21 protein-coding genes and 1 pseudogene are annotated in these 22691 nt (G+C 53.9%); 6 read left to right on the top strand and 16 right to left on the bottom strand.

What is annotated here, in order from left to right; all coding sequences use genetic code 11:
- The first annotated feature begins 1 nt into the window (after nt 1).
- Nucleotides 2–1687, top strand: a complete 1686-nt coding sequence (locus tag HED65_RS01570) for an NAD-dependent malic enzyme (protein WP_114977133.1) — start codon at nt 2–4, stop codon at nt 1685–1687.
- 36 nt (nt 1688–1723) lie between these two features.
- On the opposite strand, the gene pptA is transcribed toward HED65_RS01570, so the two are convergent.
- From pptA to HED65_RS01520, 10 genes are all read right to left on the bottom strand, one after another.
- Nucleotides 1724–1954 carry a tautomerase PptA gene (gene pptA / locus HED65_RS01565; protein WP_114977132.1) on the bottom strand — a complete coding sequence of 77 codons (231 nt, stop codon included), beginning with the start codon at nt 1952–1954 and terminating at the stop codon, nt 1724–1726.
- A gap of 37 nt (nt 1955–1991) precedes the next feature.
- Complete coding sequence (locus HED65_RS01560) at nt 1992–2609, bottom strand: glutathione S-transferase family protein (RefSeq protein WP_114977131.1); 618 nt, start codon at nt 2607–2609, stop codon at nt 1992–1994.
- Between the two features lie 102 nt (nt 2610–2711).
- The gene (locus HED65_RS01555) at nt 2712–3485 is read right to left on the bottom strand and encodes an amino acid ABC transporter ATP-binding protein (RefSeq protein ID WP_114977130.1); all 774 of its coding nucleotides are present in this window, start codon (nt 3483–3485) and stop codon (nt 2712–2714) included.
- Nucleotides 3469–4395 carry an amino acid ABC transporter permease gene (locus HED65_RS01550; RefSeq protein ID WP_114977129.1) on the bottom strand — a complete coding sequence of 309 codons (927 nt, stop codon included), beginning with the start codon at nt 4393–4395 and terminating at the stop codon, nt 3469–3471. The genes HED65_RS01555 and HED65_RS01550 overlap by 17 nt, the downstream gene beginning before the upstream one ends.
- 9 nt (nt 4396–4404) lie before the next feature.
- Nucleotides 4405–4914: a GNAT family N-acetyltransferase gene (locus HED65_RS01545; protein ID WP_114977128.1), complete on the bottom strand. Its 510-nt coding sequence runs from the start codon at nt 4912–4914 to the stop codon at nt 4405–4407.
- Between the two features lie 9 nt (nt 4915–4923).
- A complete protein-coding gene (locus tag HED65_RS22990; protein WP_114977127.1) occupies nt 4924–5856 on the bottom strand; it encodes an ABC transporter substrate-binding protein in 933 nt (310 codons plus the stop codon).
- A gap of 14 nt (nt 5857–5870) precedes the next feature.
- Complete coding sequence (locus tag HED65_RS22985; RefSeq protein ID WP_114977126.1) at nt 5871–7187, bottom strand: LLM class flavin-dependent oxidoreductase; 1317 nt, start codon at nt 7185–7187, stop codon at nt 5871–5873.
- Between the two features lie 16 nt (nt 7188–7203).
- Nucleotides 7204–8325 (bottom strand): amidohydrolase, encoded by a 1122-nt coding sequence (locus tag HED65_RS01530; protein WP_114977125.1) that lies wholly within the window; start codon nt 8323–8325, stop codon nt 7204–7206.
- Nucleotides 8322–9323: an MsnO8 family LLM class oxidoreductase gene (locus tag HED65_RS01525; protein WP_114977124.1), complete on the bottom strand. Its 1002-nt coding sequence runs from the start codon at nt 9321–9323 to the stop codon at nt 8322–8324. Before HED65_RS01525 ends, HED65_RS01530 begins: the two co-directional genes overlap by 4 nt.
- Nucleotides 9324–9432: 109 nt before the next feature.
- Nucleotides 9433–9972, bottom strand: coding sequence for an AAA family ATPase (locus HED65_RS01520; RefSeq protein ID WP_114977123.1), 540 nt, complete (start codon nt 9970–9972; stop codon nt 9433–9435).
- Between the two features lie 383 nt (nt 9973–10355).
- Here HED65_RS01520 and ansP point away from each other — a divergent pair, with 383 nt between their 5' ends.
- The gene (gene ansP / locus HED65_RS01515; protein ID WP_114977122.1) at nt 10356–11852 is read left to right on the top strand and encodes an L-asparagine permease; all 1497 of its coding nucleotides are present in this window, start codon (nt 10356–10358) and stop codon (nt 11850–11852) included.
- Nucleotides 11853–11902: 50 nt separating this feature from the next.
- Here ansP and yncE read toward each other — a convergent pair whose 3' ends face one another.
- Nucleotides 11903–12964 carry a 7-bladed beta-propeller protein YncE gene (gene yncE / locus HED65_RS01510; RefSeq protein ID WP_114977121.1) on the bottom strand — a complete coding sequence of 354 codons (1062 nt, stop codon included), beginning with the start codon at nt 12962–12964 and terminating at the stop codon, nt 11903–11905.
- Nucleotides 12965–13206: 242 nt separating this feature from the next.
- On the opposite strand from yncE, the pseudogene pqqU reads away from it, so the two are divergent.
- Nucleotides 13207–15314 (top strand): annotated as a pseudogene (pqqU, locus tag HED65_RS01505) (TonB-dependent receptor PqqU).
- A gap of 119 nt (nt 15315–15433) precedes the next feature.
- On the opposite strand, the gene HED65_RS01500 reads toward pqqU, so the two are convergent.
- From HED65_RS01500 to HED65_RS01490, 3 genes are all read right to left on the bottom strand, one after another.
- Nucleotides 15434–16102 (bottom strand): GntR family transcriptional regulator, encoded by a 669-nt coding sequence (locus HED65_RS01500; protein WP_114977120.1) that lies wholly within the window; start codon nt 16100–16102, stop codon nt 15434–15436.
- Nucleotides 16103–16356: 254 nt separating this feature from the next.
- Nucleotides 16357–17397, bottom strand: coding sequence for an NADPH-dependent curcumin/dihydrocurcumin reductase (gene curA, locus HED65_RS01495; RefSeq protein WP_114977119.1), 1041 nt, complete (start codon nt 17395–17397; stop codon nt 16357–16359).
- Between the two features lie 65 nt (nt 17398–17462).
- Nucleotides 17463–18038, bottom strand: a complete 576-nt coding sequence (locus HED65_RS01490) for a helix-turn-helix domain-containing protein (RefSeq protein WP_114977118.1) — start codon at nt 18036–18038, stop codon at nt 17463–17465.
- Between the two features lie 148 nt (nt 18039–18186).
- On the opposite strand from HED65_RS01490, the gene HED65_RS01485 reads away from it, so the two are divergent.
- Nucleotides 18187–18705 (top strand): GNAT family N-acetyltransferase, encoded by a 519-nt coding sequence (locus tag HED65_RS01485; protein ID WP_114977117.1) that lies wholly within the window; start codon nt 18187–18189, stop codon nt 18703–18705.
- Nucleotides 18702–19151: a DMT family transporter gene (locus tag HED65_RS01480; protein WP_114977116.1), complete on the top strand. Its 450-nt coding sequence runs from the start codon at nt 18702–18704 to the stop codon at nt 19149–19151. The genes HED65_RS01485 and HED65_RS01480 overlap by 4 nt, the downstream gene beginning before the upstream one ends.
- Before the next feature lie 3 nt (nt 19152–19154).
- On the opposite strand, the gene HED65_RS01475 is transcribed toward HED65_RS01480, so the two are convergent.
- Nucleotides 19155–19388, bottom strand: a complete 234-nt coding sequence (locus HED65_RS01475; RefSeq protein ID WP_114977115.1) for a YdcY family protein — start codon at nt 19386–19388, stop codon at nt 19155–19157.
- A gap of 66 nt (nt 19389–19454) precedes the next feature.
- Nucleotides 19455–21053 (bottom strand): ABC transporter substrate-binding protein, encoded by a 1599-nt coding sequence (locus tag HED65_RS01470; protein ID WP_114977114.1) that lies wholly within the window; start codon nt 21051–21053, stop codon nt 19455–19457.
- Between the two features lie 283 nt (nt 21054–21336).
- Between HED65_RS01470 and HED65_RS01465 the strand changes: the two genes are divergently transcribed.
- Nucleotides 21337–22689 (top strand): SrfA family protein, encoded by a 1353-nt coding sequence (locus tag HED65_RS01465; RefSeq protein ID WP_114977113.1) that lies wholly within the window; start codon nt 21337–21339, stop codon nt 22687–22689.
- Nucleotides 22690–22691: the final 2 nt, after the last annotated feature.

The raw sequence follows: 22691 nt of genomic DNA, 5'->3' as shown, positions 1-22691 counted from the left end.
CATGTCTCGCAAAGAAGTTCTGTACACTCCCTATAACGGGGCCGTATTACTGGAAAACCCGTTATTAAATAAAGGCCTCGCATTCATCAAAGAAGAACGTGATAATTTTAACCTGCATGGTTTATTGCCTCACAACGTTGAAACCATTGAAGAACAAACGGAACGCGCCTGGGTACAATTCTGTCATTTTAAAAGTGATATTTCCCGTCATGTGTATCTGCGTAATATTCAGGATACCAATGAGACCTTGTTTTACAATCTCTTACGCTCGCACCTGAAAGAGACATTACCGATTATCTATACTCCGACGGTAGGTGAAGCCTGCGAGCATTTCTCCACCATTTACCGCCGGGCTCGTGGGTTGTTTATTTCATGGCCTAACCGCCATCGTATTGATGAGATGCTGCAAAGTTTCTCGCGCAACGATATTCGAGTGATTGTAGTGACCGACGGGGAACGTATTCTGGGGCTTGGCGATCAGGGTATAGGGGGAATGGGTATTCCGATTGGTAAGCTGTCGTTATATACCGCCTGCGGCGGGATCCATCCGGCTTCCACCCTGCCCATTATGCTGGATGTCGGGACGAATAATCAGCAACACCTGGACGACCCAATGTATATGGGCTGGCGCCATCCGCGCATCAGCGATGATCAGTACGCTGAATTTATGGACATGTTTGTCAGCACCGTCAAAGCACGTTGGCCAAATGTTCTTCTGCAGTTTGAAGACTTCGCGCAGAAAAATGCAACTAAACTGCTCCAGCGTTACCGCGACCAGCTGTGCTGCTTCAATGATGACATTCAGGGAACGGCAGCCGTCACCGCAGGTACGCTGATTGCAGCAGCCCATGCAGCGGGGACACGCATTCGCGATCAGCGTGTCGTCTTCCTCGGCAGCGGTTCCGCCGGATGCGGAATCGCAGAAAAAATTGTGGCACTGATGGTTGATGATGGTCTGACCGAATCCGAAGCCCGCAGCCGGATCTTTATGGTCGACCGCTTTGGCTTGCTGACCGACGATATGACCAACCTGCTCGACTTCCAGAAAAACCTTCTCACCGCGCGTGATGCCATTGGCCACTGGCAGGTAGAAGCCAATAATATCTCCCTGCTGGAGGTGGTAAAGAACGCGCATCCGACGGTGATGATTGGCGTTTCAGGTCAGCCTGGGCTCTTCAGTGAAGAGATTGTGAAAGAGATGCATCGTCACTGCCCGCGCCCTATTATCATGCCGCTCTCGAACCCGACATCACGAGCGGAGGCGCAACCACAGGACCTTATCGCGTGGACCCAGGGTACCGCGCTGGTAGCCACCGGCAGCCCGTTTGCCCCGGTGTTCTGGCAGAATGAGCAGTACGACATCGCCCAGTGTAACAACGCCTATATTTTCCCGGGTCTGGGATTAGGGATCCTGGCAAGCAACGCGCGCAGGGTTACGGAAGAGATGTTGATGGCGGCAAGCCGCAGCCTGGCCGCGCAATCTCCACTGGTTACCACCGAGAAAGGGGGATTGTTGCCACCGGTCGATCACATTGAAACGGTATCACGCCAGATTGCCCTCGCCGTTGCCCGTGCGGCGATTGATCAGGGCGTAGCCCCGGCGATAGACGACGAAATCTTACTGACGCGCATCGAGCAGACCTGGTGGCAAGCGGATTACGCGCCATATCGCAGGTCGGCGTTGTAACAACAGTTTTGCCCTCACAGGATGTGAGGGCTTCTCTTACATCGAATACCCTGGCTTCTTAATCAGCTCATCCAGCTTCGGACCTATCTCGGTATCCCAGACCTGCGCTTTCCAGTCTTCAGGAGCCACCTGGTTCAGCGCAACCGATACGGAACTGTCTTTGCTGTTGAAATGGCGAATGATGACGTCGGCAATATCCGCCGCCAGCGCAGCTTTTTGTTCGTCGTTAAAATCACGGGGAAAACATTTGATGTCTACATGTGGCATGTGCAGGTTTCCAGTTATGAGCCAGGGTTCCACGTTATCAGATAATATTGTTTGCCTTTAACACCTTGTGCAGTTTCGGAAGCTGAGAAACCGTGTCCGCAATCGCTGTTATCTTCGGGGTATTCGCGGCAAACCATTCATGACGAGGTCCCCAGGTACGCGTGACCACAATATACACATCCAGCAGCGTCAGGCGTTCACCCAACGCATAGGGGCTCGCCTTGAGCTGGCTGTCGAACCACTGATAGAGCGATTTACGGTACTCAATGCAATTTTTCTGCAGCTGCTCCGGCGCATCGGGAGCCCAGCGCTCGGGATAATCGGCATACGTGAAGGTGGGATACACGTTGGCAACAAACCAGATCAATAAACGCTGAAACTGCTGGCGTTCGGCCTGATCTGGAGATGGCGCAAGATCGGGACATTTATCGAGAACCATCAGAGCAATCGCCGCGGTTTCGGTCATGATGGTCCCATTTTCCAGTTCCAGCGTCGGCACCTGACACAGCGGATTGATTTTTTGCAGCCGCTCACGCTGCGGACCGGGCTGGTCGAATCCATCCACATTGATAAATTGATAAGGAATATCAGCCAGGGTCAGCATTGCTTCACTGATTGCCGAACCCCAGCCGGGTACGCCATAAAGTTTTATCATGTTCCCCCCTCAGGGATAAAAACCCTAAGTGTAGAACACCGCCAACTGGCTTGCTGTCGTCATGCCCCACCCAGCCAGAAGTCCCTGTTTCATCGGCGCGCCTTACAGCACTTTTGACAGGAACTGGCGTGTTCGCGGGTGTGACGGGCGGTTTAGAACCTCTTCACTGCTGCCCTGTTCTACAATTTTACCGTCGACCATAAACACCACTTGATCTGCCACCTCCCGGGCAAAACCGATCTCGTGGGTCACCACCACCAGCGTAGTGCCGGAGCGAGCCAGTTTTTTGATCACATCCAGCACTTCCCCCACCAGCTCCGGGTCGAGAGCCGAGGTGGGTTCATCAAACAGCATCACGCGAGGACGTAACGCCAGCGCACGGGCAATGGCAATGCGCTGCTGCTGACCGCCGGAGAGATGACGCGACCAGGCATCGGCTTTATCGCGTAAACCCACGACATCAAGCAGGTTCCACGCGTGCTCTACCGCCTCTTTTTTGCTGAGTTTCTTGTGCGCGACAGGTGCCTCAATTAAATTTTCCAGCACCGTGAGATGCGGAAAGAGATTGAAGTTCTGGAAGACATAACCCACGTTGACACGCTGCTTGAGGATCTCTTTCTCCTTCAGCTCGTAGAGTTTGTCTCCCTGACGGCGATAGCCAATGTAATCCCCGTCGATCTGGATAAACCCCTCGTCGACTCGCTCCAGATGGTTAATGGTGCGCAAAAGGGTCGATTTACCCGAGCCGGACGGCCCGAGGATCACCGTGACCGATCCCGGTGGGATCTCAAGCGTGACGTTGTCGAGCGCTTTGTGGCGGCCAAAAAACTTACTGACGCCGGTAATGGAAATGTGTCCTTCAGGAGAGGCTTGCATGGATGGGTTCCTGTGCTGGCGCGGTGGTAACAGACCGGGTACGGCTAGCCGCACGGTTCTGATTCACGGCAGAGCGGCGTTCACTGCGGGCAAGACCGCGCTCAACGATATGCTGAATAGCAGACAACACGGTGGTAATCACCAGATACCAGGCAGCCCCCACCATCAGCAGGGGGATCACCTCCTGCGTACGGTTGTAGATCATCTGAATGGTATAAAACAGCTCCGGCATCGCGAGGACATAAACCATCGCCGTACCTTTGGCGAGACTGATGATTTCATTGAACCCCGACGGCAGAATGGTACGCAGTGCCTGGGGCAGAATGATGCGCACTGTGCGTCGCCATGCGGGCAGACCGAGCGCAGCGGCCGCTTCGTATTGCCCGTGGTCAACGCCGAGAAATCCGCCGCGAATAATCTCTGCGGTATAGGCGCTCTGTACAAGGGTTAACCCCACTACCGCGGTGGAAAACTGCCCCAGCACGTTGATGGTTTCAAAGTGGCCCCAGGTGATGCCGGTGAACGGCACGCCGAGAGAGAGCGTGTCGTAAAGATAGGAGAAGTTGTAAAGGATGATCAGTACCACGATCAGTGGTAACGACCGAAACAGCCAGATGTAACCCCACGCCAGGCTGCGCAACAGCCAGGATGAAGAGAGTCTCGCCAGCGCCAGCATGCCGCCAATCACTATACTTAGCGCGGTGCCGATAAGCGTTAGCAGAAGCGTTTGCCCTACACCTTCAAGGATCACCGGGTCAAAGAACCAGCGGGCGAACACCGCCCACTCCCAGCGCGGGTTAAACGCCACGGACTGAATCACAACCGCCAGCACAAACAGCGCTACCGCGGCGCCAACGGTCCGCAGCGGGTAACGCGCCGGGACCACCTTAATGGTTTCAACGTTGCTCATCGTCGTTCCTCATGCGGTTTTACTGAACGCTTCGCGTACCAGCGTTTTGGTGAAACGCAGCCGACCATCAAATGGTGGCTGACTGTACTCTTCCGGGTCGCGGTTGAGATCGAACTGGGGCTGATACCCCTGACTGAGATAGAGCCTGACCGCCTCCGGTTGACGAAAACCGGTGGTGAGGTAGATCTGGCTGTAACCAGCGAGCACCGCCCTGCGCTCCAGTTCACCCACTATCCGGCCAGCAAGTCCCTGCTGACGCAGGGATTTATTTGTCCAGATACGTTTAATTTCAGCGGTACGCTCGTCAAAGGGTTTGTATGCGCCGGTGGCAATAATCTCACCGTCGCGCTCCAGCACGATGAACAGCCCCTGCGGCGCTAAGTACCACTCGGTAAGTTCCACTTCAGCGTCTTTAGAGAAGTAGTCACCGTAGCGGGCCGCATATTCACCAAACAGCCCCTCGATAACAGGTTGAAGATCGGCATCTTCTGGTGATACGTCCCGGAATTGTTCGCTCATAGCCCCTCCTTAGTCACCCAGACCTGCCGGGTTCACTTCAGATTGCGGGATGCGCTCCACCCCTTCCCCCCAGCGGTTCAGCACTTTGTCGTAATCACCGTTTTTGATGACGCCGTTAAGTGCGGTTTGCACTGGCTCAACCAGTCCACTGCCTTTTTTCAATGTCACGGCAATGTGTGCAGCCTTCGGCCAGCCACCGTCGACGCTACCCACCAGTTTGGTTTTACCGGTTAACGCTGCTTTCCACGCACCAATCACGTTTGGGCCAAAATAGGCATCCGCACGTCCTGACTGGAGGGCCAGCGTTTGCGCCGCATCGTCTTTGGTGTAGACAGGGGTAAAGGGTTTGAGCCCTTTTTTGAGGTTTTCGTCATTCCATGCCAGCAGGATGGCCTCCTGATTGGTGCCTGATCCGACGATAATTTTTAGCCCGGCAATATCCTCTGCTTTCTCTATCGACTTCAGCGGGCTGGTCGATTTCACGTAAAAGCCGAGGGAATCCTTACGGTAGGTGGCAAAATCAAACTTCTCTTTGCGCGCTTTGGTGACGGTGATGTTGCTGATGGCCGCATCGTATTTCCCGGAGGCCACGCCCAGCGGCCAGTCCTCCCAGGAGGTGGGCACCACATTCAGCTCCAGACCCAGGCTGTCGGCCACCAGACGGGCGACATCAACCTCACTGCCCAGCAGCGTTTTGTTGTCATCTGAAAATACCGTCAGCGGCGGTTGATTCAGCCCCGCCACTGCGACGGTAAATTTCCCCGGCACAGCAAACTGATAATCCTTAGGCAGCTTTGCCACAGCATCACTGTTTTTGGTCGTGTTGATCGGCGTTTTATTGGCCTCAATGCTGACGCCAGTGCCGTTAATGTTCACATTCTCTGCCCAGACTGCAGGGGTAAAGGCCAGCGCAAGCGCCAGAATAAGCGTTTTTTTCTGCATAGCGGGGTTCTCTTTTATTGTTGTATGAACTGGTTTTTGGGTTCGTCTAAGCCCAGACTTTCGCGCAGCGTGCTGCCCGGGTATTCAGTGCGGAACAGGCCGCGGGCTTGTAAAACAGGCACCACCTGGTCAACAAAACGCGGGAAGGTGTCCGGCGTTCCACCCTGAATAATGAAACCGTCAGCCGCATAACCTTCAAACCAGGTTTGCAGGCCGTCCGCCACCTGCTCCGGCGTACCGGAAAAACGCGGGCGCGGGGAAGCCGTCTCGAGCGCCACCTGACGCAGGGTTAAGTTGCGCTCCCGGGCATTACGTTTGATTTCATCGGTAGTACTGCGGAAGCTGTTTTTGCCTAAATCACCGATATCCGGGAACGGTTCGTCGAGGGGATACTGGCTGAAATCGTGGTGCTCGAAATAACGTCCGAGGTAGTTCAGAGCATCGTTAATCGACACCAGCGCCGCCGTCGTTTGATACTGGTTTTCCACATCATCGGCATCTTTTCCGACGATGACGCTGACACCCTGAAAAATATGCAGATCAGACGCGCGGCGACCGTGACTTTCCAGTTGCTGTTTTACGTCGCGGTAAAAGGCTTTTGCCTCGTCGAGCGTCTCATGATGGGTAAAAATGGCGTCGGCATGTTTCGCCGCCAGTCTTTTTCCGTCATCCGAGGCGCCCGCCTGAAAGACAATCGGACGCCCTTGTGGTGTACGCCCAATATTCAGCGGCCCGGCGACCTGGAAAAAATCGCCGCGATGATCCAGCGTATGCAGTTTGGCCGGGTCAAAAAATTGACCGCTCTCTTTGTTGCGAACAAAGGCGTCACCTTCCCAGGAGTCCCAGAGCCCCTTCACCACGTCGAGATACTCGTCCGCAATCTGGTAGCGTAGCGCATGTTCCGGGTGCTTTTCGCGGGAAAAATTCTTCGCAGAACCTTCCAGCGGGGAGGTCACCACGTTCCAGCCCGCACGCCCGTTGCTCAGGTGATCGAGGCTGGCAAACTGGCGCGCAGTGGTAAAGGGCTCGCTGTAAGAGGTGGATAAGGTTCCCACCAGCCCCAGATGTGAGGTGATGCTCGCCAGCGCGGACAATACCGTCAGCGGTTCAAAACGATTTAAAAAATGCGGGATCGATTTTTCGTTGATATAAAGACCATCGGCAACAAATAAGAAATCGAACTTCCCCTCTTCCGCTTTTAATGCCGTCGCTTTTACAAATTCAAAATTAATACTGGCATCAGCGGTGGCCGCCGGATGGCGCCAGGCTGACATGTTTCCGGATGCACCATGCAAAATGGTCCCCAGCCGCAATTGTCGGGTTGCAGACATATTTACCTCTTCTGATTTAAACGTGTTGCAGGGCTTTTTCCGCAAGCTGTGCAAAATAGCGGGCAGCCGGCTCAATTAAGGCTTCATCCGGATTAAACGCCGGGTGGTGCAAACCAAAGGGACTATTGCTGCCAATGCTGACAAATGCCCCCGGGATCTGCTGCAAGTAGACGGCGAAATCTTCTCCACCCATATGCAGTTCCGCATGCCGGGTTTCATATCCCGCTTCCCGGGCGACCGAGGTGGCAAAATCTGTCCAGCGTTCATCATTCACCAGCGCGGTGGGCCCGGCGTACCAGGTAATATCAATCTGTGCGCTGAAGGCGCTGGCAAACCCGGCGGCGATTTCTTCCACACGGGTTTTAACATTCTGCTGCACCGACGTACGATGAGTGCGCAGTGTGCCTTCCAGCTCGACGTTTTCTGGCAACACGTTCCAGGTATTCCCACCCGCAATACGCGTAACGCTCAGCACCACCGAATCCAGCGTATTAACGTTACGGCTGGCGACGCTTTGCAGCGCCGTCACCAGTTGACTCGCCAGTACAATGGCATCGTTGCCTTCGTGTGGACGGGCAGCATGCGCGCCTTTACCGGTTATGCGAATCACAAATCTGTCGACGTTGGCATAGAATGGCCCGCCACGGGTGGCGAACTCGCCGACCGACAGTGAAGGTTCGTTATGCATGCCGAAAATCGCGCTGACACCACGCAATGCCCCGGCCCGCACCAGGCTTTTCGCGCCACCAAAGTTCTCTTCCGCAGGCTGGAACAGGATACGCACCCGTCCGTTGAGCGAGGCTTCCCGTTCTTTGAGTTTTAACGCGGCCCCAAGGATCACGCTGGTGTGGATATCATGCCCGCAGGCATGCATCACGCCTGCACGCTGTGAGCTAAACGGCACGCCGCTGCGCTCTTCAATCGGCAAAGCGTCTATATCTGCCCGTAGCGCAATCAGCTTGTCACCGGTCCCGATTTCCGCCACCAGACCGGTTGGCAGTGCGTAAGGCAACGGCGTTATGCCCGCCTTTGTCAGCCACTGGTGCAGTCGGGCGGTGGTTTCTACTTCCTGACCTGACAATTCCGGGTTCTGATGCAGCTCGCGCCGCCAGGCAATCAGCTGTTCGCCAAAGCTCATACCGTAACCTCCTTGTTAAACCGCGCCTGGGCCAGCAGACGCAGGGACTGCACGCGCGCGACGCCATCCGCAACCGGGGTATCAATAATGAATTCGTCAATACCCCACTTTTCGTGCAGGGTGTTCAGTTGTTCCAGGACCGATTCAGCCGTACCGGCCAGCAGAGACTGGGCCCGACGGGCAATACGCACGGGTTCGCTGCCCGCCTGGCGTGCAAAGGCGTAAGCCTGTTCTTCACTGGCCACGGTGACACGCTGACCGTTTGCCAGCTCAACGCCCCACACCTCCACCTTCTGCGCAAGCGCGTCTGCTTCGGCCTGCGTCGGCGCAATAATCGCCTGCACCGCCACCATCACGTCGCGGACACTGTTTTCACGCCAGATGGTGATAACCTCGCGCAGCAGGTCAGGATCGCCATTCAAGTGCGCAGCAAAAACAAAGTGCCAGTCGAGTGTTGCGGCCAGTAGCGCGCTTTCAGCACTCGCGCCCAGCAGAAAACCCTGTGCAGGTACGGGCGGTAGCGGCGTAGCACGAACAACCTCTTCCGCAGCCTGGTTTTCTGGGCGGATCCAGTGGTTAAGCTGAGCCAGCTGTTCGGCAAAGCTGCCCTTTTCCTGTTGATTCAGACCCTGCTGCAGCGCGCGGGTCGAGAGTGGCAGCCCGCCAGGGGCTTTTCCGACGCCGAGATCAACGCGACCCGGCGCCAGGGCGGCCAGAACGTTAAAATTCTCGGCAACTTTATACGGGCTATAGTGCTGAAGCATGACGCCGCCCGACCCCACACGGATGCGCTTAGTTTGCCCGAGGATCCAGGCAATCAGCAGTTCCGGCGAGGGGCTGGCGAGCTGAGGTGTGTTGTGGTGTTCGGCAATCCAGAAGCGGTGATAACCCAGCGTTTCCGCCTGCTGCGCCAGTGTTAAGGTACGTGCCAGCGCATCGGCGGCGGTTTCGTGTTCTGCGACGGGGCTTTTATCCAGAATGCTGATTCGCCATGACATGTTGCGTTCTCATTTGACTTAACATGTCGTCATTATTAAAGGCGCGATTAACCTCTGAGAAACAATTAATTTACATTTAGTTTGCCGGAAATCAGATATGTAACCCCTGCTAACGATGTGATTTAAGCGATGAAATCAGCACCTCCGCCTCCTGCCGACGGGTAATGCGAACAAAACGAATATGCCCATATTGCGGGTTTTGCAGATCGGCTTCATAACGCGTGCGGTTGTTACGCCACGTTTTCACCGTCCAGATGATAATGGACTCTCTGCTCAGGAATGCGCGGCGAAAACTCTCTTTGTTCCCGGTTCCGGCCCAGAGTTCGTGTTTATGCCAGGCCCGTTTGATTGCCCTGGTGATGGCCTGCCAGAGTGTGCGGGTAAACCCGTAATCCACCCACACTACAACGTCGACATCACGCCATTTCACAGGCCGCGTGCGGTTATAGTTGCCGTCAAGTACCCAATCTGGCGAGGCATGTAGCGCTTGCTCCAGCTTTTCCTGAAATACATCGTCTGGCGTTCCCTGCCAGTCAGGTCGCCAGTAGAGTCTGTCCATCTCGATATAGGGAATAGCCAGTTCATCAGCGATCCGTCTTGCCAGCGTGGTTTTTCCACTTCCGCTGGTGCCGATTACATTAATTCTCACCCTTAGCCTCATTTAGCTGAATAAAAACCAAATCAATCATAACGTTTACCTTCCGCTTGTTCCACTGAGCAACTATTAAGCGCTTCTGATGATTAAAACAGCAGGTCACTGACGGTTTTGTCTAAAAAGTCATCACGATTCAGCGCGTTGTGATCCACGTCTGCTCTGACCACACGATTTCCTTCGACTTGCATCACTTTCGGCACGGTTATATTTTGCGTCGCTTATGAATTGCAGGTAGGATGCCTCGCCATGTTTCGCCTTATCCATACACAGAATGACTGGAAAGGCGACATGTGTTTGCGCAGACGCAATCGTTTGTATTGCGTTCTGCCAGGCAGGACTATCACGATAATGGTTCAGACAGGCAAACAGGTAACTCAATGAAAACAAGCAATAAAAGCGCAGCCGATCATCATGCTGCTAAACGTCGCTGGTTGAACTCCCACGAAGAGGGCTACCACAAAGCGATGGGCAACCGTCAGGTTCAAATGATCGCCATCGGCGGCGCTATCGGTACGGGTCTGTTTTTAGGTGCAGGCGCTCGCTTGCAGATGGCTGGCCCGGCTCTCGCTCTGGTTTATCTGGTATGCGGGATCTTCTCTTTCTTCATTCTTCGTGCGCTGGGCGAACTGGTACTGCATCGCCCTTCCAGCGGAAGCTTCGTCTCTTACGCCCGTGAATTCCTCGGTGAAAAAGCGGCTTACGTTGCAGGCTGGATGTACTTCGTCAACTGGGCGATGACCGGTATCGTTGATATCACCGCCGTGGCGCTGTATATGCACTACTGGGGCGCATTTGGTGATGTGCCGCAGTGGGTCTTTGCCCTTGGCGCGTTAGCCATTGTCGGCACCATGAATATGATCGGCGTGAAGTGGTTCGCTGAGATGGAGTTCTGGTTTGCACTGGTCAAAGTGCTGGCTATCGTCGTGTTCCTGATCGTAGGTACTGTCTTCCTCGGCAGCGGTAAGCCACTGGATGGTAATGCCACTGGCTTCCATCTGATAACCGATAACGGCGGATTCTTCCCGCACGGTCTGCTGCCTGCGCTGGTACTGGTTCAGGGTGTGGTGTTTGCCTTTGCCTCTATCGAACTGGTGGGTACTGCTGCAGGTGAATGTAAAGATCCGCAGACAATGGTACCAAAAGCCATTAACAGCGTGATCTGGCGTATCGGTTTGTTCTACGTCGGTTCTGTGGTACTGCTGGTTCTGTTACTGCCGTGGAACGCCTATCAGGCGGGTCAGAGCCCGTTTGTGACCTTCTTCTCTAAGCTGGGCGTGCCTTATGTAGGCAGCATCATGAACATCGTGGTACTGACGGCGGCGCTCTCCAGCCTCAACTCCGGTCTTTATTCTACCGGCCGTATCCTGCGCTCCATGTCCATGGGTGGTTCTGCGCCGAAGTTCATGTCAAAAATGAGCAAGCAGCACGTGCCGTACGCGGGTATTCTGGCCACGCTGGTGGTCTATGTCTTCGGGGTGTTCCTGAACTATCTGGTCCCGTCTCGGGTCTTTGAAATCGTTCTGAACGTGGCTGCGCTCGGTATTATCGCATCCTGGGCCTTTATCGTGGTCTGCCAGATGCGTCTGCGCAAAGCCATTAAAGAAGGTAAAGCCGCTGACGTGAGCTTTAAGCTGCCTGGCGCGCCGGTGACCTCCTGGCTCACCCTGCTCTTCCTGTTCAGCGTGCTGGTGCTGATGGCGTTCGATTACCCGAACGGCACCTACACCATCGCGACCATTCCGCTGCTGGCCGTGCTGCTGATTGCCGGCTGGTTCGGCGTACGTAAGCGCGTTCACGAAATTCACAGCACTGCGCCAATTCATCACGACGATGAAAAACACGACGCACCGCTGGTGGAAGAAACCTCGCGTTAAGCATCCAGTAAGCATTAAAAAGGGAAGGCAAATGCCTTCCCTTTTTTTATTTACAGCGCGATACGAATCACGTCGTCAGGTTGGGTTGCTTCCTGTTGACGGGTAGATTTCTGTTTTACCGTCACATACAAGGTTTTGCCATCCGCAGAGAGCGCCAGGCTGTTCGGATAGACCGGCGTGTCGAAGGTTTTCGTCACTTTGTAAGATTTCGCATCAATCACACTCACCTTACCGGCTTCACGGTGCGTCACATACGCTTCATTGCGTGCCGGGTTAAACAGCACGGCCAGTGATTCCGGTGCAGAGATTTTCTCGATCACGCTGCCGTCTTTCAGGCTCACCACCAGTACTTCAGGCTGTTTTGAATCGGTCAGGAACGCGCGCTGGCCGGCGGTGTCGAGGCTCAGATTCAGATAGAAGTGCTCTTTCCCGTCGTCCTGCACTTTTTTGCGACTCAAGATTTTGTTCGTCACCGTATCAATCGTCACCAGTTCGCCATCGGCATTGGTGGTGTACAGACGTTTTGCCTGCGTATCAAGCGCCAGGCCAGTGCTGTAGGTACCGGTATTGGTAATGGTCTCTTTCAGCTTCAGCGTTGCGCCATCCACGACCCAAATCACGCTCTCTTTACCTACACCAGTGATATAGACGGTGTTAGTGCTGTCATCAGCCACCAGCTGGCGCGGCTGCAGCGGTTTGACGGTTTCACTGCGTTGACGACCATCCAGTACCAGCCGCCCCTTCACGTCGCCTGTTTTGGCATCAATCGCCGTCACCGCACCGTTGATGGTGTTACCAAACCACAGCGTTTGGCTCGCGTTGTTAAGGGTGGCGCCGAAAGGTTTGAGATCGCTATGAATCGCTTGCGTCACGTCCAGCGTGACCGGGTCAAGGCGATAGATAACCCCGCCCTTATCGGTTTTACGGCTTTGTGACGTCGCAACCCACAGCGCATTCTCCTGCTGGCTTACCGCCATTTCATACGCCCCTTTCCCCACCGCTTTACGCAGGATCTCTTCGGCGGCATGCACCTGGAAGGTGCTGGCAAACAGTAACGTAGCAGACAGCAGAGAAAGGCTCAGTCGCGGCGAGCACAGATGACGTAAAGACATAACAATTCCTTTTCTGAAAAGAGGGTTTTCTGCTGACATCACTTCCGGCAGGCAACGTCCTGGCATTGCCTTTTGATAATGAGAATAGTAATCATTAATCAACGGAATGTGGAGTTTTTCTTTCCCTCGCCTACATTCATTAACGCAATGTGCGGTTAAAGTTTTCAAAACATTTACAAAACCTTTAACATATAGGCACATGTTCCATTTGGTTCGTTTAGATACCACAACCGGTTTTACTCATGAAAATCATTTCCGCCCGTAAGGCATCTCTGATGCTGGTTCCTGTTATTGTTGCGCCACTCACTGCGATGAGTGCGGATGAACAGACCATGATCGTCAGCGCGACACCGCAAACTGTATCGGAACTCGATACTCCAGCAGCGGTGAGCGTCGTGAATGGCGATGATATGCGTCAGGCCACGCCACGCATCAACCTGTCTGAATCGCTGGGTAGCGTCCCGGGTCTGCAAATTCAAAACCGCCAGAACTATGCGCAGGATCTGCAGCTTTCGATACGTGGATTCGGTGCCCGTTCAACCTTTGGCGTACGCGGTATCCGCATGTATGTCGACGGTATTCCAGCCACCATGCCGGACGGACAAGGGCAAACCTCCAACATCGATCTTTCCAGCGTGGACACCGTTGAAGTGCTGCGCGGCCCCTTCTCTGCCCTGTACGGCAACGCCTCTGGCGGTGTGATTAACATCAACACCCAGACCGGACAGCAGCCGCCGACCATTGAGGCCAGCAGCTATTACGGCAGTTACGGTACCTGGCGCTATGGCATGAAAGCCACTGGCGCAATGGGTGACGGACACACGCAGGCGATGTGGATTACACCGTTTCCACCACCCGCTTCACCACTAAAGGTTATCGTGACCACAGCGGTGCGCGAAAAAATCTCGCCAATGCCAAACTGGGTGTGCGTATAGATGATGTCAGTAAGCTTACGCTGATCGTTAACAGCGTGGACATGAAGGCTAACGATCCGGGTGGACTGGATTACCAGGAGTGGCGGGAAGACCCACGCCAGTCTCCTCGCGGTGATCAGTACAACACGCGTAAGACCATCAAACAGACTCAGGCCGGACTGCGTTACGATCGCCAGCTCAGCACCCAGGACGACCTTAGCGTGATGATGTATGCCGGTGAGCGTGAAATGACGCAGTACCAGTCAATACCTTATCAACCGCAGCTTAAGCCATCTCACTCCGGCGGTGTGATTGACATGCAGCGCCATTACCAGGGCGTTGATACCCGTTGGACTCACCGTGGCGAGCTGCTGGTGCCGGTGACCTTTACCACCGGCCTGAACTATGAAAACCTGAGCGAAGATCGTCGCGGGTATGAGAACTTCGTGATGAATAACGGCGTACCGGAATACGGTGTGAAGGGTGATAAGCGCCGTAACGAGCGTAACCTGATGTGGAACGTCGACCCTTACCTGCAAAGCAGCTGGCAACTGACACAGAAGCTCTCTGTGGATGCGGGTGTGCGTTACAGTTCGGTCTGGTTCGACTCCAACGATCATTACATTACGCCGGGTAACGGCGATGACAGCGGTGACGCGAGCTATCACAAGTGGCTTCCAGCGGGTTCCGTGAAATATGCCGTGACGGACGCGTGGAATCTCTATGTTGCTGCAGGGCGCGGATTCGAAACACCAACAATCAACGAACTCTCGTATCGTGCGGATAACCAGGGCGGTCTGAATATTGGCCTGAAACCTTCCACCAACAATACGTATGAAGTGGGGAGCAAAACCCGTATCGGCAATGGTCTGCTGACGGCCGCGCTGTTCCGCACGGATACGGATGATGAGATCGTGGTCGATTCCAGTTCCGGCGGCCGTACAAGTTATAAAAATGCCGGTAAAACCCGTCGTCAGGGGGTGGAAGTTTCCCTGGACCAGCAGTTTGCTGAAAACTGGAAGCTGAAAATGGCGTGGACCTATCTGGACGCCACCTACCGTACCAATGTATGCAGCGACACAGACTGTAATGGAAACCGCATGCCAGGTATCGCCCGTAACATGGGTTATGCCTCGTTTGGCTGGCAGCCGGAGGAAGGCTGGTACGCGGGTTCAGATGTCCGCTACATGAGCGATATCATGGCCGACGACGAAAACACGGCAAAAGCCCCGTCGTACACAGTGGTCGGGCTGAATACCGGGTATAAATTCAACTATGGCAAATGGGGAATGGACGTCTTTGGCCGCGTAGATAACCTGTTCGACAAAGAGTATGTCGGCTCGGTTATTGTTAACGAATCCAATGGACGTTATTACGAGCCTGCACCCGGGCGTAACTATGGCGTAGGAATGTCAATCTCTTATCGCTTCGAGTAAGCAAAAAGAAAAGTTTATTTTATTAATGAAATAAGCCTCCTGATGGCAATAAGCCATCAGGAGTTATTAACCGAATAAATAATTAGCTGCGGTATATAGTCGCTGTGTTAAATAATCTCTTAGTTAAAATATTGTCGCTGTAAAAGAGAATTTGCTTCATCAATCAACTTATCAATCGCCTTCTGGCAGTCACCCACATCCCGTCGCTCAAGGGCCGCAAGTAGCTCATCATAGTGATATGTCGACACCTTGATGTCGTTGAGTTCCTGGTGCAGATAGTTAATGCACGGCCCGATGCGGACCCACAACTGTTCAATTAAGGCATTGAGCGTAGGCATTTCCGCATACTGATAAAGCGTAAACCGGAAGATACGATTCGCATGCAATGCCTGCTGAACGTTACCATTGCGCATTGCGTTATGAAAATCGTCCGACAATTTGTGCAGCACGTCCAGCTTGCCGTCAGACATATTCTGACACGCTGCGGCAACCGCCATCGGCTCAAGTTGTTTTCTGATGGCATTGATCTCGTTATAACGCTCCAGCGTCACCTCAGGCACCAGAAATGCCTGTGCAGGCGTGGCATGTAACGCCCCTGATGATACCAGACGCAAAAGCGCCTCACGAACCGGGGTAATACTGGTGCCTAATTTATCGGCGATCTCTTTGGTAATCAGTCGTGCCCCAGGTTTGAGTGAGCCTGTAATTAACGCTCCTTTCAAACTGAGTTCAACTTGCATGGTAAGACTGATCCTTTGCGCTTTTTCTAAATGATCCAAATCAAGCATGTTCAATTCCTGTAGCTAAAGCTCAATGCTATTTTTTAAACGTCAGTTTTAATAAAACGACGCCGGTCCGATATATCCTGTATCGTCATGCCTGGTGGTGGGAAGTACGTAAAAACATCAAAACGTGCAAAATTTGTTTTTTTCGTTTTCGGGCTCATCCGGGATGATGGCGCGAAAAGCCATGTCAGTTAATTAAAGACAATATATCGTATCTTCACAAATAAATATGGCGGGAAACCCCGCCATAGTGTGGTTTATTTATTGTCGGCCGCGACGCGAATCACGACTTTGCCGAAGTTTCGCCCTTCGAGAAGGCCAATCAGCGCCTCAGGCGCGTTCTCCAGCCCGTTGGTCACCTGTTCACGATAGTGAATTTTACCTTCCTGCACCCAGCGCCCCATCTCTTGCTGGAACTCTTTAATACGGTGCCCATAGTCCTGGCCAATGATAAAGCCCTGCATACGAATGCGTTTCTTCAGAATGGTCGCCATCAGGAGCGGCAAACGATCCGGTCCGTCAGGCAGGCCCGTCGCATTGTAGCCACTTACCAGACCACACACCGGTACGCGCGCGGAAGTATTCAGTAACGGCAGCACGGCGTCAAAGACTTTCCCGCCGACGTTTTCATAATAAACATCAATCCCTTTCGGGCAGGCTTTTTTCAGTTGATCGGCAAAATCCGCAGCGTGGTGATCCAGACAGAGGTCAAACCCGAGGACCTCAACCGCATGGCGGCATTTTTCTGCACCGCCGGCCACGCCGACCACCCTGCAACCTTTGATTTTGCCAATCTGTCCAACGGTCGCGCTAACCGGGCCTGTCGCGGCAGCAACCACCAACGTTTCACCCGCTTCAGGTTGCCCGATATCCAGCAACCCCATGTAGGCAGTAAAGCCTGGCATACCCAGAATACCCAGCGCCCAGGAAGGATGAGACGGATTTTCACCCAGTTTGACCAGACCGCTGCCGTCCGAGAGTTCATACTCCTGCCAGCCGCTGTAGCTCAGCACCCATTCTCCGGCTTTGAAGTCGGGATGGTTTGACTGCTCAACGCGGCTGACCGTCCCCCCTACCATCACCGCACCAATCTCAACTGGCGGTGAATAGGATGGTGCATCGCTCATGCGGCCACGCATGTAAGGGTCCAGCGACAGCCAGACCGTACGGAGCAAAAGCTGCCCCTCAACAGGCGCAGGAACGGGTTGTTCCTCCAGACGAAAATTCTCCGCGACCGGAGCACCCTGCGGACGGGAGGCCAGTACCCAGCGGCGGTTATGCGACACAGATTGATTCATCAGAAACTCCTTCTGGTTCAAATGTCATTACAGCCTGGCTCACGATCGGCGTTATCGCTTTAACATTACGAGCCAGACTGGTTAAGCCGTACGACCAGATAGATGCAGGTTTCATTCGTTTCGTTGATGAACCGACAGTCATTAGGCGGCCCCAGTTCCAGGCAGTCACCGGCCTGCATTTCGTGGCGCGTATCGCCTTCCTGGAACACCAGCTCACCCGTTTGTAGCCAGATAAGTTGACGAGCCAGCGCATAAGAAGATGCTGGCATAGGCACATCGCTCCCCGCCGGGAGTTCAACCTGAACAAGGTCGATGGGAAGATCAGTGCGGGGAGAAACGTGGCGACGAAGGTAATGCGTTTGTGGGTCGCGCCAGACGGGCTGGTTGGCGAGGCGCAGTAGTTTTCCCTCTTGCATCTCGGCTCTGGCAATCAGCGTCGACATGCTGATGCCAAAAGCCCCCGACAAGCGGGCAAGCAACGTTGCCGTAGGGCTACTGTCCCCACGTTCTATCTTGTGGATCATGGCACGCGAAACACCTGCCCGGTCAGCAAGCTCGCTCAAAGACCATCCGCGAGACTCGCGTTCAAGGCGAATTCTTGCGCTAATCCGTTGATTCATGGTGTCTGTTATGGTGTTCATGACGTCATACTATAGTGTATGGACGGCATTTCAATGGGCTTTTGATAACAAAAAAATATGGCTTATGTCGTAGCTATCTGGCGATACAGTTGTGTAATATCGTAGCCACACCGTAACACTATAGTAAACAACACACAGAGGTTTCATCATGATCGTTCGTCATGCCTGCAAAGAAGACTGCGCTGCGATAGGAGAAATTTACAACCACGCGGTGTTGCACACTGCCGCGATCTGGAACGATAAGACCGTCGATACCGATAACCGTATTGCCTGGTTTGAGGCACGCACGCTTGCAGGTTACCCGGTACTGGTCAGTGAAGAAGACGGTGTTATCACGGGCTATGCCTCTTTTGGTGACTGGCGCGCCTTTGACGGTTTTCGTCATACGGTAGAACATTCGGTCTATGTTCACCCGGACCATCAGGGCAAAGGGATTGGTCGCACATTGATGAAAGCGCTGATTAACGAAGCCCGTGCCATCGGCAAACACGTTATGGTCGCAGGCATCGAAGCGCAAAACCATGCCTCGATTCATCTTCATGAAACGCTCGGTTTTGTGACGACGGGTCAAATGCCGCAGGTGGGTACCAAGTTTGGTCGCTGGCTGGACTTAACCTTTATGCAGCTGCAGCTGGATGAGCGCAGCGACCCGGACGCAATCTCATGAATCAATCTCTGACGCTGGCTTTTCTGGTGGCGGCGGGAATCGGTCTGGTGGTGCAAAATACCTTAATGGTGCGCATCACCCAGTCCTCCTCCACTATTCTTATCGCGATGCTGCTGAATTCACTGGTCGGCATTGTGCTGTTTGTCAGCATTCTGCTGCTGAAACAGGGCTTCGCCGGATTTAGCGAGCTGGCCGCAACGGTGCGCTGGTGGACGCTGATCCCGGGGTTGCTGGGTTCGTTTTTCGTGTTTGCCAGTATCAGCGGATACCAGAACGTAGGCGCGGCGACGACCATCGCTGTGCTGGTGGCAAGCCAGTTGATCGGCGGGCTGGTGATGGACGTGCTGAGAAGCAACGGCATACCACTACGCGCCCTGATCGGCCCGGTGTGCGGCGCGGTGATGTTGGTCGTGGGTGCCTGGCTGGTCGCGCGACGCCAGTTTTGATCGCTACAGAATGGTGCCGCCTTTCGTTAGTTGTTCCTGTCGCGCTTCCAGCTCCTCTTTATGCTGCTTACCGTGGTGTGAAATCGCGGTACGCAGACGTTGCTGCTGGGTGTAGCGATCTTCACGGCTCAGCTCATCGTCATCGCTCAGTGTAATGAGCAGTTCATTCATGTGGGTGATAACGCCTTCGTCGATCGCGGCATCCACACGGGTGATCACTTCGTTTAAATGTGACATTGTCACTCCTTTCAGGTGCCAAAGGTAGGCCGGGTAAGACATAGCCGCCACCCGGCAATAGAACGCTTAGTTCAGCTTCGCTTTAGAGAAATCACTGCCCATCAGGCTCACGCTGTAACCCGTCACGTTGCTGCGGGTTGCGTAGAACGTTTTCCCGTTCGCCAGTGCGATCCACGGTGCCTGCTGGTAGAAAATCTCCTGCGCCTGCCCGTAGAGTTTCGCGCGCTCAGCCGGGTTGCTGGTCAGCTTCGCTTTTTGCACCAGGGAATCATACCCCTTATCGCACCAGCGTGCTGCGTTTGACCCCGTTTTAATGCTATTGCACCCCAGCAGTACGTCGGCAAAGTTGTCCGGGTCACCGTTATCGGACATCCAGCCGAACAGCGCAGAGTCATGCTCACCTTTACGCATGCCGGAGAGGTATTCGCCCCACTCGTAAGAGACAATTTTGGCCTTCACGCCGACTTTCGCCCAGTCGCTCTGGATCATCTCCGCGATACGGCGTGAATTAGGGTTATACGGACGCTGCACCGGCATTGACCACAGCGTCACTTCCACGCCCTTCTCCAGCCCGGCCTGTTTCAGCAGAGCTTTCGCTTTTTCAGGGTCGTAGCTGTAGTCCTTCAGGTCTTTATTAAAGCCCATCATGTTTGGCGGAATTGGTGATTTTGCCACCGTACCCGAGCCCATAAAGACCGCATTGACGATGGCTTTCTTGTCAGTTGCGTAGTTCAGCGCCTGACGAACCAGCACATTATCAAACGGTTTTTTCTCGGTATTAAACGCCAGATAGCCGACGTTCAACGCATCAACAGAGTGCAGTGTCAGGTCTTTGTTGTTTTTAATCACATCAAATTGTACCGGGGACGGTGCAGGAATGATCTGGCATTCGTTGGTCTGCAATTTCGCCAGACGCGTTTCCACATTTGGTGTGATAGAGAAGATCAGGTGTTTGGTCGGAACTGCACCCTCCCAGTAGTTAGGGTTAGCGACATAGCGGATCAGTGAATCCACTTTGTACTGCTGCAGCACATAAGGTCCGGTACCGATCGGCCAGGTATCCACGTTCTCCGGCGTGCCTTTTTTCAGCATCGCGTCGGCGTATTCAGCGGAGAGAATCGAGGCAAAATCCATTCCCCAGTCGGCAAGGAATGCGGCGTTGGGCTCACTCAGGGTGAACTGAACATGGTAATCATCGACCTTTTTAACATCCTGAATCAGTTTATCGAGGCCGACGTCATTAAAGTATTCGTAGTTGCCCTGCGAGACGTTGTGAAAAGGATGCTTAGGGTCTTTCTGACGCATGACGGAGAAAATGACGTCATCGGCGTTAAAGTCACGGGTCGGTTTGAAGTATTTATTGCTGTTGAACTTCACCCCTTTACGCAGAGTAAACGTATAGGTCTTACCGTCCGGTGATATGGTCCAGGACTCCGCCAGCGACGGAACCGGCGTATTTTTCACCGGGTCGAAATTGATCAGGCGGTTATACAACACCTGAGAGCTGGCCACGAAAGACGGGCCGGAGCTGGCGATTTGCGGGTTGAATGACTCGGGTGAGGCTTCAGAGCAGTAAATGATGGTGTCATTATTTGCCGCCAATGCTGCACCTGCTGGTAAAAGAGTGCTCAGCGCAAGGGCGAGCAGTGTTTTCCCTGTAGACATGGTTATAACCCTGGATGTTTTATTATATTGGACAGTAATAACAGCACAGCCTTTATGACCTGGCAAATAACGAAACACTATCAGGTTATTCTAAAGTCGCGTTTTTCGCTGGTTTTGCAGTCAATGCAGAAATGGTTGATTTGCCTTAAGTGCCAATATCCGTCAAGCACAACCGTCACTTTCTATGCCGCAAGAAATCGGCGCTTTTAGCGTCTCTTCCTCCGTTTGTTTGCTTCCTCATTTCGTTAAAGTAACGGTGTGAAGAAGTATATGGGATCAAATCGTGGCAAAAACTCTTTTACGCAGCGGTAATCTGGATGACTTTCAGGCCGTTGGCGGCGGCGGACAAGCCGTTTTTGAATCAGCGTTACAAATCCGGGAAGCGCTCCGGTTGCGCAAACAACAGGCCATTGTCGACTGTCTGGCCATTCCACAGGTCAACGATAACGGCGACCGTGTAGACTGGTATTCCCCGATAGAGGGGAGTGTTACCAGCTGGAAAGCGGCCGATGAAGACGACCGTTTTCGCGCCCTGCGCTATCTGGAAAATACGCTTGCCAGCGTCGAGTCGTTGAGTAAGAAGTGCCTCCAGTCACCGAAAACAGCACAGCAGCTTTTTGGCTCACTGTTGTCAAAAGCGTTCCAGTTTCCAGGGGAAAACTTTCTCTTCCTGGTCGAGGGAAAACCGGTCATTAGCTTCTGGGGTTTTGTAAACCTGAACGAAAATGCGCGCGACGATGTCCTCGACTGCCTGCGCGAATCACTGATCCCTGAGCCCGCCCCCGTTGTGATTGAAGATCCTGAACCAGAACCTGAGCCGGAACCGGTCATCACCTTCGAACAAGCAGACGAGCCACTGATTGCACCGTCAACGATGGTGCGCATTACGCCGGAGGATCTGTATGAGCCAGAACCAGCTCCAGTCGCGACACAACCACAACCTGCACAGGAACCAGCCCCGACAACCGTTGTGAAAAAGCGTCGTATCCCGCTGTGGACGCTGCCCGTTGCCGCCGTGATCGTTGCCGCCATTACCGCACCGCTGCTGTGGCCAAAACAGGCCCCTTCCGCGCAGCCAGCACCTGCACCTATGCCAGCGCCTGTAGAAATTGCGCCGAAACCGATCAAAGCGGTTGAACCACTGGCGATGAAATTACCGTTGCATCAGGCTGAAGTAGTGGCAAGCAAAGAAAAAGAACCTGCTCCTGCTCCTGCACCAGCGCCCGCCCCGGTCGTTATCGTCGCGATCCCGAAAGATGCGATGGTCATGGAAGGTCAGCAAGTGAAAGCGGGATCGACGCGCTTCCTCAACGGGACCTGGCGCGCCATCCTCGATGTGAAAGATCCGGTGACCGGTAAGCCACCGTCACTGCGCTATCAGATCCAGAACAACAAAGGTTTCGCCCGTGTGGTACATGGCGACAACATTGTCTGCCGCGCAGAGATCTTCTCCGGGCTGCACAGCAATGGTGAACTGATGATTAAGAGTCGCGGTAATGCCCGCTGCACCGACGGTTCACGCTACCCGATGCCGGAAGTTTCCTGTAAAGCAGGCACCAGCGATATCGCAGAATGTCGTGCTCGTTATGATGCAAACACCGTCGTCCCACTGACGTTCAAGAAAGCAGGTGCCTGATC

It is taken from the genome of Pantoea sp. LS15, from assembly GCF_012241585.1.
Lineage (GTDB): Bacteria > Pseudomonadota > Gammaproteobacteria > Enterobacterales > Enterobacteriaceae > Enterobacter.
The sequence above is the reverse complement of the archived record's forward strand: the minus strand, read 5'-3'. Positions and strand labels throughout refer to the sequence as shown.